Raw genomic sequence first — 14,297 nt, forward strand, 5'->3', positions numbered from 1 at the left:
GAAGGGGGCGTTATGAATGCCAATCTATTGCACGACATTATCTTTTACGTGATGTACGCCGCGCTGGTGATTGCGCTGGTGATTATTATCGAACGCGCGCTGTATTTTGCCTATACCCAACGGCAGGCGCGTCGGCTGGAACAGGCGCTGACGCCGCAGGTGCGCCGCGCCGACGATCTGCCGCAGGCGTTAATCCAGCGTAACAGCCTGCCGCTGGCGGTGATCCTGCCGGTGCTGGAACAGAAACATCAGGCCGACGATCGTGAAACGCTGGGGGATGTGATCGACGCGCAGTATCTGTTGAGCAAACCGCCGATGAGTCGCGGGCTATGGCTGCTGGAAACCATCGTTACCGCTGCACCGCTGCTCGGGCTGCTCGGCACGGTGATGGGCATCATCGAAACCTTCAAGGCGCTGGCGGCGTCCGGGGTGTCTGAACCGAGTCTGGTGTCGGCCGGCATGGGCACCGCGCTGTACGCCACCGGCCTTGGCATCGCCATCGCGCTGCTGTGTCTGGTGGGCAATAATTACCTGCAAAGCCGTATGGAGCGGATTAACGAGCTGCTGAAGGTGCTGCTGATCCGTGCCGGTACGCCGGCCAGCCGCCCGGAACATGACCAGGCCGACCGTTGGGTTGACAGCGGGGAGCAACGTTATGCCTAATGGCCGTCAACCACGGCGGCCATCAGGCCGCCTATACACGGCATTATGGGGGAGCTGCCTGTTGATGTTGAGCCACGCCGCTGCGGCGCGTTTTGAAATCCCCGGCTATGAACTGGTGTATACCGCACCGGTGGAGACCCGCCTGCATAACGACGATCTGCGCGACACCGCCGAGGTCTGGCAACAGATGTTTGCGGCGGCCAGGCAGCGTATCGACATCGCCCAGTTTTACGTTGCCAATCAGCCCGGCGGGCAGTTGGACGGCGTCTTGGCGCAGTTGAAGGCGGCCGGCGAGCGCGGGGTGAAGATCCGTTTTCTGCTGGAGCAGAAGGGGATCCGCAACTCGACGCCGGCCACGCTGGAACAGCTAAAGGCGATCCCTAACCTTGAGTTGCGCATTATCCCGTATCAGCAGTTGAGCGGTGGCATTCTGCACGCCAAATACCTGCTGGTGGACGGCGAACAGGCGTTTGTCGGCAGCCAGAATTTTGACTGGCGAGCGCTGCAACATATTCAGGAAACCGGCTTGCGCATCAGCGACGGCAAGGTAGTGGGCCAGGTGCAGGCGATTTTTGAGCAGGACTGGCAGGCACAGGCCCGGTTGGTGGCCGGCAAGCCGGTGCCGGCGCTGGCTTATCAGCCGCCGTCAGAGCCGCAGCCCAGCGGCAATTATCTGGTTGCCAGTCCGCGGGCTTACGATCCGCCCGGGGTTATCGATTCGCAAGACGAACTGCCGCGCTTGCTGGCGGCGGCCAAGCGGCAGGTGCGGGTGCAGGTGATGGATTATGCGCCGTTGTCTTATGGCCCGCAACGCAGCCGGCCCTACTACGCGGTGATCGACAACGCGTTGCGCAGTACGGCAGCGCGCGGCGTGCAGATCGAACTGATGGTCGCCAACTGGAACACCGACAAGCCCGATATCGACTACCTGAAAAGCCTGGCGCTATTGCCTAATGTGCAGATCAAGGTGGTGACCATCCCCGAGGCGCAAAGCGGTTTTATCCCGTATGCGCGGGTGATCCACAGCAAAATCATGACCATTGACGGCGAGCGGGCGTGGATCGGCACCAGCAACTGGACCGGCGGCTATCTGGATAATTCACGCAATCTGGAACTGGTGCTGAACAACGCCGCCATGACGCAGCGGGTCGATCGGCTGTTCAGCCAGCTGTGGGACAGCGACTATGCCGCCGCGCTGCGCGTCGACTATGACTACCCACCACCAAAGCCGGGGGGTGATTAACGGTTATGCTGTGAATTATCCATTACCGTTTTTAATCGACACTGTTGTTTTGAAAATGTGAATCCACCGGTTTCTGTCGATTGAACGACAGAAACCGTGTCTTTATCCAATCGTAACAGTTTGGCATTCCAGGGCAGATTTTGACAATCGACATTATCGTGGTAATGCATTTCAATCAGTGCAGAAATAATAGTCTTGTTGAGTCTGCTTTCGGAGGTTGTCGATAAGGTATTGGCAATATGGCCAAAGGTAGTGATTAAGGCTAATGGTGCGAAGATACGTAACAGAAACAGAAGATCTCTGAAGTGAAATGGCGTCGTGTCGGGAAGCTCTTTTTTACCGGTGCGTAGGCGATAAGAAAAACGCGCTAATTTTTCGGGAAAAAAAGAGCTTAAAACTGGTGAAAAAGACATCGGTAACATGATGAAAAACCATTCAACCACTACCATCGACATCAATAAAAAACCGATGAAATAGCCATAGACTACGGGCGTATAGAGGGTGGCGGCAAGATTAACGAATTCAGGGAAGTGCTTTACCTCGACCTGGGTCATTTGATAGAGCGATTGTTTTATCCCCGCGAGCGCGATAAAAAAGGCAACGGAACCGATACCGGCAAATAGCAGCTTGCCGATGACGCGTGCCCAGGCTTTCTTTATCAGCCAGCTTATCTTGCCTTTAATATCGAAGAAGGCCGCACATGATAGCGTGATGGCCAATAGTGAGATAAGTGCCTTTGCCACGGATAGGTTCTGCTGGAAAAACAGAACGACGAAAATAATTGGGACAATCAGTAGAGATAATAGAAAGAATAACTCGGTTGTGGGGGATATGGCATAAAATTTACGCGTATTCACCACCACACGCCAGCCACGGATGATTATTTTCTTCCTTACCATCGGGAAAATGACAAAAATTCTTTTTACCGTTGCGTATATTAGTTTTAATAATAGCAACCCCATTAAGAAATATATCAGTACCGCTGCCGTTTTGGGTGAGATTATTGCGATGGCGATAAACATGACAGCAACAGCAACGCTAATTCTTTGAAGGGTTAGTGAGGTGAGAAATAGGCTTAAACGGTTCATCATCCAGTCCCTTGAAGTTGTCGTCAATGGCTCCCTTGGGAGCTATTTGCATAGCTCCCTCGATAAGTTACTGGTCTTTCTTTTTCTTGCCGAACATCTTCATCAGTGCGCCGACAATCAGGCCCACCGCGATGCCGGCGAGGATCCAATCGATGAAACTCATGTCTTTCCTCCCGCTAGTGGCTTGATTATATGATCATTCAATGCGGAATGCCTGTTCGATCATCGCGCGGCGTTGAGCGGCGGAATAATCAACCAGCGAATTCTTGCTGTTGGACTTGTCGAGGACAATCAGCAGCTCATCCTCGCTCAACGGCAGATCGTTTTGCCAGAACGGCGCGATGGCGTGCTCGGTAATCAGCTGGTGCAGGTACTGTTCCGGGCGCTGGGCGTGTTGCGGGAACAACCGCGCCGCCAGCTGTGTCATGCGCGCGCGCTGCTCGGGCTGCGCGCTGTCCGCCAGCAACGACAGAAACGGCAGCAGCAGTCGGCCACACAGCTGACCATGGTGGTAGTCGCGCAGCGCGCCGATTTCCCCGGCAATACCGTGGATCACCCCCAGTCCCGCCATGCTCAGCGTCAATCCACCCAGATACGAGGCGTGCATGACGGCTTCACGCGCCGCATCGCTACGGTTCAACGCCGGCCAGCCCTCAAGGAACAGACCGATGCCGGTCAATGACATTTCGCGCGACAGGCTGCTGGCTGTTTTGGACAGATAGGCTTCAAACAGGTGGGTGAAAGCATCAATGGCGCAGTAGGCCAGCACCCGATCCGGCGCGCCGGCCAGCAGTTGCGGATCGAGGATCGCCACCTGCGGCACAAAGTTGTTATGGCGCAGCGAGGCTTTCACCTTACTGAACTGGGTATCGGTGATCACGGCGTTTTGCGTCACCTCGCTGCCGGTGCCGGCGGTAGTGGGAATGGCAATCAGCGGCAATGTCGCGCCGCTGAGCGGGCTATCGCCGACCTTTTCCATATAACGCAACGTCGGCAGCGGGTGCTGCACCAGCGCGGAAAACGCCTTGGCGGCGTCCAGCACGCTGCCACCACCGATGGCGACCACCCGAGCGGCTTTGCCACGCCAGCGGGCCACCCAGCCATCGATGTCCTGCGGTGACGCCTCGTGACTGACGATTTCGGTTCCCACCAGCAGCGGCGCCAGTTCGGTGGCCAGTGCGGCATACACTTCGCCGTTGAGGAACGAGCGACAACTGAATAACAGGGTGGGCTGGGCATCTGCCTGGAGCAGCGGCAGCAGATGCCGGATACTGCCGTGGCCAAACCAGGTTTGCCGGTTGGCGATCATCAGGCTGCTGGACATGGGGGCTCCTTGTTGCGGAATTGTTATTTATTCAACATGATAACGTTTCTTGCGTTGCTTTTCGCCCGCTGGAACGCTTTTTGTCTGCATCTGGCTAACTGCGGCGCTTTGCCCGCGCGAGGCTTCTCTCTAGCGCGAATATCATCACAACTTTTCGCCTAATGCTGACAGCTGACGCTCAATAAATGTCGTTAGCCGTTTCAGCACCTGATCTTTATTGATTTCATTGAAGATCTCATGCTGGGCACCGGGGAAAATCGCCGTTTCAAGATGACTGCCTTGCAGGATGTCGATGCCGGTGCGAGTGTCTTCCAGCAGTACCAGCCTGTCGTTTTCGCCGTGCAGCCACAGCGTCGGCAGGTTGCCAAAGCTCGGCCCGGCGTTAATCCTGGCCAGCATAGTTTGCATGGCGCCCAGCGTTGCCCGCTTGAACGGGCCGTGCCACACCAGGGGATCGGCATTATAGGCCGCGCCCACCGCCGGATCGCGCGACAGCGTAGTCGTATCCAGCGGATCGTCGGGCAACGTGTCCAGATCGTACAGATCGGAAATGGCAGTTTTACGGCCGATCAACGGCCCGGAGAGTACCAACGCCTGTACCTTCTCGCCATAGCGTTGTACGTAGCGGCTGGCGATCAGGCCGCCCATAGAATGGCCAATCACCACCAGCGGCAGCGAGGGAAACCGTTGCTGAAAGCGTGTCGCGATCTGATGCAGATCGTCGACCAGCGTGTCAAAGTCCTCAATCAGTACCCGTTCACCCTGTGACAGCCCGTGGCCGAGATGGTCAGGGCCGAACACCCGTGCGCCAATGTCGTGCAGCGTACGTGCCACGTAGTGATAACGCCCCAGATGTTCGCCGTAACCGTGTACCAGCAGCGCCAGAAAACGTGGCTGCGGGTTGCCCCAGTCATGCAGCGCGATGTTGCCGTGGCATCCCTTGATAAAACTGACGTTATGTTCCGACATACTTTCCCCGTTCTGTTGGGGCACGACCGGCGCGCCCGTGGCTTCACAGAGCAATTATAGGCTGAACTGCCGAGCCAGTTGTCGAGAGTGGCACGCTGGAAAGGGGGCAGCCTGAAACGGTTCTGCCGGTCTGATCTACTGCTGCTTGCCGGGATGGGCGATCACGTTGGCCGGCAGGCTGTCACCGAGGGTGATCAGCTCGTCGAGCAACGCCATCAACTGCTGCATCTTTTCTGGCGAAAACGCCGCCTCTATCTCGTTGTAACCCTGCTCAACCTGCGAGCGCGCAACGTCGTACAGCGTCTGGCCCTGCTGAGTCAGCGAAACGTACAGCTTGCGCTGATCGTTGACCGGCTTTAGCCGGAAGATCAGCCCGTCGCGTTCCATGCGCGACAGAATGCCGGTCAGGCTGGGGCGCAGAATGCAGGTTTGCGCCGCCAACTCGTGAAATTCGATCGATCGCTGGTCCGCCAGCACGCGGATAATGCGCCATTGCTGTTCGGTAAGGTTATGGCGTTTCAATATCGGGCGGAAAAACCCCATGGCAGTTTCACGCGCCTGCAACAGGGCGATGGTCAAGGATTCATGCATAGCGATGGCCTGCTGTTAAAAGTGTTGCACCCGCGGACTGCGGCTGTTCGTTAATAACTTAATAGTAGCCAGGTTTATTGTGACGAAGAAAGCAAAAACACCATTTTCGGTGAAAAAAAATGCCGAATTACTGCAATTTACTGAAAAATATCAATAATATTTCAAATATGTAAATTTTTTGTTATCACGATCACAAATCAAATTTCCCGCATTGCACAAACCCTGAACAGCGGATAAAAGTATTCGTTAATATATTAATGAATGGCCGTTATCACGACCGACCACCAAGGAGTCTGCATGAAAGGAACCGTTTTTGCGGTTGCGCTCAATCACCGCAGCCAGCTCGATGCCTGGCATCAGGCGTTTCGCGAACCGCCGTATAAAACCCCGCCGAAAACGCCGGTGTGGTTTATCAAACCGCGCAACACCTTCCTCGCCAATGGCGGCGCCATCCCGTTGCCGCAGGGGGAAGCCGTTTACAGCGGCGCAACGTTGGCGATGGTGATCGGTGACGTGGCGCGTAAGGTGCCGGTGCAACAGGCGGCTGATTACATTGCCGGCTACGCGCTGGCCAACGACGTCAGCCTGGCGGAAGACAGCTTCTATCGCCCGGCGATCAAAGCCAAATGCCGCGACGGCTTTTGCCCGCTGGGGGATATTGGCCCGCTGGCGGCGCTTGATGATGTGCAGATTGTTACCGAAATCAACGGCGTGGAGCAGGACCGCTGGTCTAGCGCCGATTTGCTGCGTTCGCCTGCCGAGCTGCTCGCCGCCATCAGCGAGTTCATCACCTTGCAGCCTGGCGATGCGCTGCTGATCGGCACGCCGCAGCGGCGGGTTGAAATCAGGCCGGGTGACCAGCTAACGCTGCGCGCCGCCGGGCTGCCGCCGCTGACTAACCGTGTGGTGCAAGGAGGAAGCCAATCATGAGACACGCCCGTATTCGCCACCATGGCCAGACGCTGGAAGTAACCGTTGATCCGCAGCTGCGCGTAACGCTGCCGAACGGCCAGGTGCTGGAAGAGACCGAGGTTGAATGGTTGCCGCCGTCGCAGGGCACGGTGTTCGCGCTGGGGCTGAACTACGCCGATCACGCCAGCGAACTGGAGTTCAAGGCGCCGGAAGAACCGCTGGTGTTCCTCAAGGCACCGAACACGCTGATCGGCCACCGTCAGGTGTCGATGCGCCCGGCCGGGGTGGAGTACATGCACTATGAAGCCGAGCTGGTGGCGGTGATCGGCAAAACTGCCCGCAACGTCAGCCGTGAACGGGCGATGGAGTATGTTGCCGGCTACACCCTGTGCAACGACTACGCCATTCGCGACTATCTGGAAAACTACTACCGGCCGAACCTGCGGGTAAAAAGCCGCGACGGATTGACGCCGATTGGCCCGTATATCGTCGATCGGGACGATATTGACGATCCGCACAATTTACCGCTCAGCACCTATATCAACGGCGAGCTGCGCCAGCGCGGTACCACCGCCGACATGATTTTCGACATTCCTTTCCTTATCAGCTACCTGAGCGCATTTATGACGCTGCAACCGGGTGACATGATCGCCACCGGCACGCCAAAGGGGCTGGCCGACGTGCAGCCGGGGGACGAAGTGGTGGTGGAGATAGAAGGCATTGGCCGTTTGGTCAACCACATCATCAGTGAAAGAAATTATCAGGAGAGCCTGCGATGAAAACCATCAACCATTGGATTAACGGCAAGAACGTTGCCAGCAAAGAGTACTTCACCACCAGCAATCCGGCCAACGGCGAGGTGCTGGCGGAGGTTGCTTCCGGTGGACAGGCGGAAATCGAACTGGCGGTGGCCGCCGCCAAACAGGCGTTCCCGAAATGGGCCAATACGCCGATGAAGGAACGTGCGCGCCTGATGCGGCGCCTGGGCGAGCTGATTGACCAGAACGTGCCGCAGATTGCCGAAATGGAAACTGCCGACACCGGTCTGCCGATCCATCAGACCAGGAACGTGCTGATCCCACGAGCTTCGCACAACTTTGAATTCTTTGCCGAAATTTGTCAGCAGATGAATGGTCGCACCTACCCGGTGGACGACAAGATGCTCAACTATACGCTGGTGCAGCCGGTCGGCGTCTGCGCGCTGGTGTCGCCGTGGAACGTGCCCTTTATGACCGCCACCTGGAAAACTGCGCCGTGCCTGGCGCTGGGCAATACCGCGGTGCTGAAGATGTCCGAGCTGTCGCCGCTGAGCGCCGATCGTCTGGGTGAACTGGCGCTGGAAGCCGGTATCCCGGCCGGGGTGTTGAACGTGGTGCAGGGCTACGGCGCCAGCGCCGGCGATGCGCTGGTACGCCATGCCGACGTGCGCGCGGTGTCCTTTACCGGCGGTACCGCCACCGGTCGCCGCATTATGCAAAATGCCGGCCTGAAAAAGTATTCGATGGAACTGGGCGGCAAGTCGCCGGTGCTGGTGTTCGAGGATGCCGACATTGAGCGCGCATTGGACGCCGCGCTGTTCACCATTTTCTCGATCAATGGTGAACGCTGCACCGCCGGGTCGCGCATTTTCATTCAGGAGAGTATTTATCCGCAGTTCGTCAAGCGTTTCGCCGAGCGCGCCAATCGCCTGCGGGTTGGCGATCCGACCGATCCGCACACGCAGGTGGGCGCATTGATCAGCCAGCAGCACTGGGAAAAGGTCTCCGGCTATATCCGTCTGGGCGTGGAAGAGGGGGCCACCCTGCTGGCCGGCGGCGCGGAAAAACCGCAGGGGCTGGAGCACGGCAACTTCCTGCGGCCGACGGTGCTGGCAGACGTCGATAACCGCATGCGCGTGGCGCAGGAGGAGATCTTCGGCCCGGTGGCCTGCCTGCTGCCGTTCAAGAGCGAAGAGGACGGGCTGCGCATGGCCAACGACGTTGAGTACGGTCTGGCGTCCTATATCTGGACCCAGGACGTGAGCAAGGTGATGCGTCTGGCGCGCAGCATCGAAGCCGGCATGGTGTTCGTCAATACCCAGAACGTGCGCGATCTGCGCCAGCCGTTTGGCGGGGTGAAAGCTTCTGGCACCGGGCGCGAAGGCGGCGAGTACAGCTTTGAGGTGTTTGCCGAAATGAAGAACGTCTGTATTTCCATGGGGGATCACCCGATCCCGCGCTGGGGCGTATAACCGAGTGTTTTTATATTAAAAACAAAATACACCCCGGGGTTGTCGGATTGCGGACAGGTGGCGATGCGAAAGATGCGGGGGGAGGAGGAGATATGGGTAAGTTAGCGTTGGCAGCAAAGATTACACACGTCCCATCGATGTACCTGTCCGAACTGCCGGGCAAAAACCACGGTTGCCGCCAGGCGGCGATCGACGGCCATCGGGAAATCAGCGCCCGCTGCCGTGAAATGGGCGTCGACACCATTATCGTGTTCGATACGCACTGGCTGGTGAACAGCGCCTATCACATCAATTGCAGCGCGCATTTTCAGGGCGTTTACACCAGCAACGAACTGCCGCACTTCATTCGCGACATGCGCTATGAATACGACGGCAATCCGCAGCTCGGTCAGCTGATCGCCGACGAAGCCTGCAAGCTCGGGGTACGCGCCAAGGCGCATGATATCCCGAGCCTGAAGCTGGAGTACGGCACGCTGGTGCCGATGCGTTATATGAACGCCGATCGGCACTTCAAGGTGGTGTCGATCTCCGCCTTCTGTACGGTGCATGACTTTGCCGACAGCCGCCGTCTCGGCGAAGCGATCAAAAGCGCGATTGAACAATACGATGGCACCGTAGCGGTGTTGGCCAGCGGCTCGCTGTCGCATCGTTTTATCGACGATCAGCGTGCCGAGCAGGGTATGAACAGCTACACCCGTCAGTTCGATCAGCAAATGGACCAACGGGTGGTGAAACTGTGGGAAGAAGGGCGCTTTCGCGAGTTTTGCGAAATGCTGCCCGAATACGCCGACTACTGCTATGGCGAAGGCAATATGCACGACACCGTGATGTTGTTGGGTCTGCTTGGCTGGGACAACTATGACGGCAAGGTGGAGTTTATCACCCCGCTGTTCGCCAGTTCCGGCACCGGACAGGTCAACGCCGTTTTCCCTCTGCCCGCCGACGCCTGAGGTGCCGCATGCCACATTTTTACGCTGAATGTACCGACAATATTCGCGCAGAGGCTGATTTACCCGCGCTGTTCGCCAAGGTCAACCAGGCGTTGGCCGATACCGGCATTTTCCCGCTGGCCGGGGTGCGCAGCCGCGCCATCTGGCTGGATACCTGGCAGATGGCCGACGGTCGGCATGACTACGCCTTTGTACACATGACGTTGAAAATCGGCCACGGCCGTAGTCAGGACAGCCGACAGCAGGTGGGCGAGATGCTGTTCGCCCTGATCAAACAGCATTTCGCCGCGCTGATGGCCAGCCGCTATCTGGCGCTGTCTTTCACCATTGAAGAACTGGATCCGCTGCTGAATTACAAGCAGAACAACGTACACGCGCTATTTCGTAACGAGTGAGCAAGGGGCCGTAAATGCTGGATAAAGACGTTTTGAGCCATGCCGTACAACGCCTGCATCAGGCGGAACAAAATCGAGAGCAGATCCGCGCGCTGTCGCTGGATCACCCGGAGATGACGCTCGAGGACGCCTATGCCATTCAACGGCAATGGGTGGCGCTGAAGATAGCCGAAGGGCGGCAGTTGAAGGGGCACAAGATTGGCCTGACGTCACGTGCCATGCAGGTCAGTTCGCAAATCAGCGAGCCGGACTACGGCGCGTTGCTGGACGATATGTTCTTTAACGACGGCAGTGACATTCCCCTGGAGCGCTTTATCGTGCCGCGCGTCGAGGTGGAGCTGGCGTTCGTGCTGGCCAAACCGCTGCGCGGGCCGAACTGCACGCTGTTCGACGTCTACAACGCCACCGACTATGTCATCCCGGCGCTGGAGATCATTGATGCGCGCAGTCATAACGTCGATCCGCAAACCCAGCGGCCGCGCAAGGTGTTCGACACCATTTCCGACAACGCGGCCAACGCCGGCGTGGTGTTGGGGGGGCGACCGATCCGACCGGACGCGCTGGATCTGCGCTGGATATCGGCACTGCTGTATCGCAACGGGGTGATCGAGGAGTCCGGCGTGGCGGCGGCGGTGCTCAACCACCCGGCCAACGGCGTAGCCTGGCTGGCGAACAAACTGTTCCCGCATGACGTGGAACTGGAGGCTGGGCAGATCATCCTCGGCGGGTCGTTTACCCGGCCGGTAGCGGCGCGGCGCGGCGATACCTTCCACGTGGATTATGGCCAGATGGGTTGTATCAGCTGCCGCTTTGTCTAACGCCGGCAGTCAACAAGGAGAACATCATGTTAACCAATGCCTTCAAGCTGGCGATGCAGCAAAAACGCCCGCAGATCGGTCTGTGGCTAGGGCTGTGCAGCAGCTACAGCGCGGAACTGCTTGCCGGTGCCGGATTTGACTGGTTGCTGATCGACGGCGAACACGCGCCTAACAACGTGCAGACGGTGCTCGGCCAGTTGCAGGCGGTGGCGCCGTATCCGGTACAGCCGGTGGTGCGTCCGCCGTGGAACGATCCGGTGGTGATCAAGCAACTGCTGGACATTGGCGCCCAAACCCTGCTGATCCCGATGATCCAGAATGCCAAACAGGCGCGGGACGCAGTGCGTGCTACCCGCTACCCGCCGCAGGGCATACGGGGCGTCGGCAGCGCACTGGCGCGTGCGTCGCGCTGGAACCGGGTAGAGAACTACCTGCAGGCCGCCGACGCGCAGATGTGCGTGCTGGTGCAGATCGAAACCCGCGAAGCGGTGAATAATCTGGATGAAATCCTACAGGTGGACGGCGTGGACGGGGTATTTATCGGCCCGGCGGATCTCAGCGCCGATATGGGCTTTGCCGGCAATCCGCAGCATCCGCAGGTGCAGCGCACCATCGACGACGCCATTGCGCGCATTTGCGCCGCCGGCAAAGCACCGGGCATCCTGATGGCACAGCCCGATCTGGCGCAGCACTATTTGGAATCCGGCGCGCTGTTTGTCGCCGTTGGGGTCGATACCACCTTGCTGGCGCGCGCTGCCGAAGCATTGGCCGAACGTTTCAAGCCGGGTAACTCGCCGACGCAACCTTCCGGGGTCTACTGATATGAACCACGTCGATTCGATCGCGCCGGCCAACCCGGCGCAGCAACATAAAGCGTTAACCGCCGCCGAGCAATCGGTGATTAAAAAGTTGTTTCGGCGCCTGATCGTGTTTTTGTTTGTACTCTTTGTTTTCTCGTTCCTCGACCGCATCAACATCGGCTTTGCCGGTCTGACCATGGGCAAGGATCTTGGGCTTAGTTCGACCATGTTCGGCTTGGCGGCCACGCTGTTTTACGTGACCTATGTGATTTTCGGTATCCCCAGCAACATGATGCTGAGCATCGTTGGCGCGCGCCGCTGGATAGCCACCATCATGGTGCTATGGGGCATTGCCTCCACCTGCACGCTGTTCGCCACCGGGCCGACCAGTCTGTACGTGCTGCGCATGATCGTCGGCATCACCGAGGCCGGTTTCCTGCCGGGCATTCTGGTGTACCTCACTTACTGGTTCCCGGCGTTTTATCGCGCCCGCGCCAACGCGTTGTTCATGATCGCCATGCCGGTGACCATGGCGATCGGTTCGCTGGTTTCAGGCTACATCCTGGCGCTGGACGGTGTGCTGGATCTGAAAGGCTGGCAGTGGCTGTTCCTGCTGGAAGGCATCCCGTCGGTGATCCTCGGCGTGGCGGTGTGGTTCTACCTCGACGATACGCCGGCGAAGGCCAAATGGCTGACGGACGAGGAAAAAACCAGCCTGCAGGCGATGATGGCCGCCGATCGGCTGACGCTGGTGCAACCGGAAGGACCAAGCAGCCACCAGGCGTTGCAGCAGCGCAGCCTGTGGCGTGAAATCTTCACGCCGATCGTACTGACGTATACGCTGGCATATTTCTGCCTGACCAATACCCTCAGTGCGATCAATATCTGGACGCCGCAGATCCTGCAAAGCTTTAACCAGAGCAGCAGCAATATCACCATCGGCATTTTGGCGGCGATCCCGCAGATCTGCACCATCGCCGGCATGGTGTGGTGGAGCAAACGATCGGATCGATTGCAGGAGCGCAAGCACCATACCGCATTGCCGTATCTGTTTGCCGCCGCCGGCTGGCTGTTGGCGTCGGCCACCGATCACAGCCTGATCCAGCTGTTTGGCATCATCATGGCGTCGGTGGGGTCGTTTACCGCGATGGCGATCTTCTGGACCACGCCCGATCGGTCGATCAGCCTGGAAGCCCGTGCGATAGGGATCGCAGTGATCAATGCCACCGGCAATATCGGATCGGCGGTCAGCCCATTGTTGATCGGCTGGCTCAAGGATCTTACCGGCAGCTTCAATGCCGGGCTGTATTTCGTGGCGGCGCTGCTGGTGATCGGCGCGCTGTTGGTATGGCGGATCCCGATGAAGGCGTCACGCCCGCGTGCAACGCCATAGTCATCGCTAACCCAGAGGAGTCGACAGGTGCAGAAAAGTACCGGCTTTATCGCCAACATCGATATTTGCAAGGAGTACGATGCGCGCTACGCCGCGGATGAGGTGCATTACGAAACCTTTGCCGGGCTGGCGGCGTTTTTTGGCCGCGATATGCAGGTGCATTGGCACGACAGCTTTTTTCAGGTGCATTTTCTGGAAACCGGCAAAATCGAACTGCAACTGGACGATCAGCATTATTCAGTGCAGGCGCCGCTCTTCATCCTGACGCCACCGTCGGTACCGCACGCCTTTTTCACCGAACCGGACAGCGACGGACACGTGCTGACGGTGCGCCAGGAATTGATATGGCCATTGCTGGAGCGGCTGTATCCCGGCAGCAACCTGGCGCTGGATATGCCCGGCATTTGCCTGTCATTGGCCGGCGTGCCGCAAGAACTAACGGCGCTCAGCCATTACTGGGCGCTGATCCGTCGCGAATTTGCCGGCAACCTGGCCGCTCGCGAGCAAACGCTGGCATTGCTGGCGCAGGCGGTGTTCACGCTGTTGCTGCGCAATACCGATCTGGAGGATTCCGCCGCCACCGGCGTGCGGGGTGAGCTGAAAATATTCCAGCGCTTCAACAAAATGGTGGATGAGCGCTTCCGCGAACACTTGCCGGTGCCGGAATATGCACAGGCGCTGGGGGTGACGGAGTCGCGGCTCAACGATTTGTGTCGTCGATTTGCCAACCGCTCGCCCAAGCGGCTGATTTTTGACCGGATCTTGCGTGAAGCGAAGCGACTGCTGCTGTTCGGCGCCTGCACGGTGCATGAAACCGCTTACGATCTGGGATTCAAGGATCCGGCCTATTTCGCAAGATTTTTCAATCGGTTGGAAGGTTGTTCACCCTCGAGTTACCGTGCGCGTTAAACCCCGGCCGTC

General features: G+C 58.3%; 15 protein-coding genes. 11 read left to right on the plus strand and 4 right to left on the minus strand.

The window, feature by feature from the left end; translation table 11 throughout:
* Window positions 1–12 precede the first annotated feature (12 nt).
* Window positions 13–663 (plus strand): MotA/TolQ/ExbB proton channel family protein, encoded by a 651-nt coding sequence (locus ACCC84_RS12795; RefSeq protein WP_371901977.1) that lies wholly within the window; start codon window positions 13–15, stop codon window positions 661–663.
* Window positions 656–1,906, plus strand: coding sequence for a phospholipase D-like domain-containing protein (locus tag ACCC84_RS12800; protein ID WP_039991215.1), 1,251 nt, complete (start codon window positions 656–658; stop codon window positions 1,904–1,906). Before ACCC84_RS12795 ends, ACCC84_RS12800 begins: the two co-directional genes overlap by 8 nt.
* On the opposite strand, the gene ACCC84_RS12805 is transcribed toward ACCC84_RS12800, so the two are convergent.
* The 4 genes from ACCC84_RS12805 to hpaR form a co-directional block, all read right to left on the minus strand.
* Complete coding sequence (locus ACCC84_RS12805; protein ID WP_371901978.1) at window positions 1,903–2,997, minus strand: hypothetical protein; 1,095 nt, start codon at window positions 2,995–2,997, stop codon at window positions 1,903–1,905. The two genes, ACCC84_RS12800 and ACCC84_RS12805, sit on opposite strands and share 4 nt — an antisense overlap.
* Window positions 2,998–3,190: 193 nt before the next feature.
* Window positions 3,191–4,318, minus strand: coding sequence for an iron-containing alcohol dehydrogenase (locus ACCC84_RS12810; protein ID WP_198773243.1), 1,128 nt, complete (start codon window positions 4,316–4,318; stop codon window positions 3,191–3,193).
* A gap of 144 nt (window positions 4,319–4,462) precedes the next feature.
* The gene (locus ACCC84_RS12815) at window positions 4,463–5,287 is read right to left on the minus strand and encodes an alpha/beta hydrolase (protein WP_004955651.1); all 825 of its coding nucleotides are present in this window, start codon (window positions 5,285–5,287) and stop codon (window positions 4,463–4,465) included.
* Window positions 5,288–5,422: 135 nt separating this feature from the next.
* Window positions 5,423–5,878 carry a homoprotocatechuate degradation operon regulator HpaR gene (gene hpaR, locus ACCC84_RS12820; RefSeq protein WP_004955647.1) on the minus strand — a complete coding sequence of 152 codons (456 nt, stop codon included), beginning with the start codon at window positions 5,876–5,878 and terminating at the stop codon, window positions 5,423–5,425.
* A gap of 297 nt (window positions 5,879–6,175) precedes the next feature.
* On the opposite strand from hpaR, the gene ACCC84_RS12825 reads away from it, so the two are divergent.
* From ACCC84_RS12825 to hpaA, 9 genes are all read left to right on the plus strand, one after another.
* The gene (locus tag ACCC84_RS12825) at window positions 6,176–6,808 is read left to right on the plus strand and encodes a fumarylacetoacetate hydrolase family protein (RefSeq protein ID WP_039991213.1); all 633 of its coding nucleotides are present in this window, start codon (window positions 6,176–6,178) and stop codon (window positions 6,806–6,808) included.
* Window positions 6,805–7,569: a fumarylacetoacetate hydrolase family protein gene (locus ACCC84_RS12830; RefSeq protein WP_004955643.1), complete on the plus strand. Its 765-nt coding sequence runs from the start codon at window positions 6,805–6,807 to the stop codon at window positions 7,567–7,569. The genes ACCC84_RS12825 and ACCC84_RS12830 overlap by 4 nt, the downstream gene beginning before the upstream one ends.
* The gene (gene hpaE / locus ACCC84_RS12835) at window positions 7,566–9,020 is read left to right on the plus strand and encodes a 5-carboxymethyl-2-hydroxymuconate semialdehyde dehydrogenase (protein ID WP_198773244.1); all 1,455 of its coding nucleotides are present in this window, start codon (window positions 7,566–7,568) and stop codon (window positions 9,018–9,020) included. Before ACCC84_RS12830 ends, hpaE begins: the two co-directional genes overlap by 4 nt.
* Window positions 9,021–9,112: 92 nt before the next feature.
* Window positions 9,113–9,970, plus strand: a complete 858-nt coding sequence (gene hpaD, locus ACCC84_RS12840; protein ID WP_004955638.1) for a 3,4-dihydroxyphenylacetate 2,3-dioxygenase — start codon at window positions 9,113–9,115, stop codon at window positions 9,968–9,970.
* Window positions 9,971–9,978: 8 nt separating this feature from the next.
* Complete coding sequence (locus tag ACCC84_RS12845; protein WP_198773245.1) at window positions 9,979–10,365, plus strand: 5-carboxymethyl-2-hydroxymuconate Delta-isomerase; 387 nt, start codon at window positions 9,979–9,981, stop codon at window positions 10,363–10,365.
* 14 nt (window positions 10,366–10,379) lie between these two features.
* A complete protein-coding gene (hpaH, locus tag ACCC84_RS12850; RefSeq protein ID WP_004955635.1) occupies window positions 10,380–11,183 on the plus strand; it encodes a 2-oxo-hept-4-ene-1,7-dioate hydratase in 804 nt (267 codons plus the stop codon).
* A gap of 26 nt (window positions 11,184–11,209) precedes the next feature.
* A complete protein-coding gene (gene hpaI / locus ACCC84_RS12855) occupies window positions 11,210–12,004 on the plus strand; it encodes a 4-hydroxy-2-oxoheptanedioate aldolase (protein ID WP_004955633.1) in 795 nt (264 codons plus the stop codon).
* A 1-nt stretch (window position 12,005) separates the two neighbouring features.
* Window positions 12,006–13,376 (plus strand): 4-hydroxyphenylacetate permease, encoded by a 1,371-nt coding sequence (hpaX, locus tag ACCC84_RS12860; protein WP_004955631.1) that lies wholly within the window; start codon window positions 12,006–12,008, stop codon window positions 13,374–13,376.
* Window positions 13,377–13,403: 27 nt separating this feature from the next.
* Window positions 13,404–14,285 carry a 4-hydroxyphenylacetate catabolism regulatory protein HpaA gene (gene hpaA / locus ACCC84_RS12865; protein ID WP_004955628.1) on the plus strand — a complete coding sequence of 294 codons (882 nt, stop codon included), beginning with the start codon at window positions 13,404–13,406 and terminating at the stop codon, window positions 14,283–14,285.
* Window positions 14,286–14,297: the final 12 nt, after the last annotated feature.

Source organism: Serratia odorifera (genome assembly GCF_041448735.1).
GTDB classification, from domain to species: domain Bacteria; phylum Pseudomonadota; class Gammaproteobacteria; order Enterobacterales; family Enterobacteriaceae; genus Serratia_F; species Serratia_F odorifera.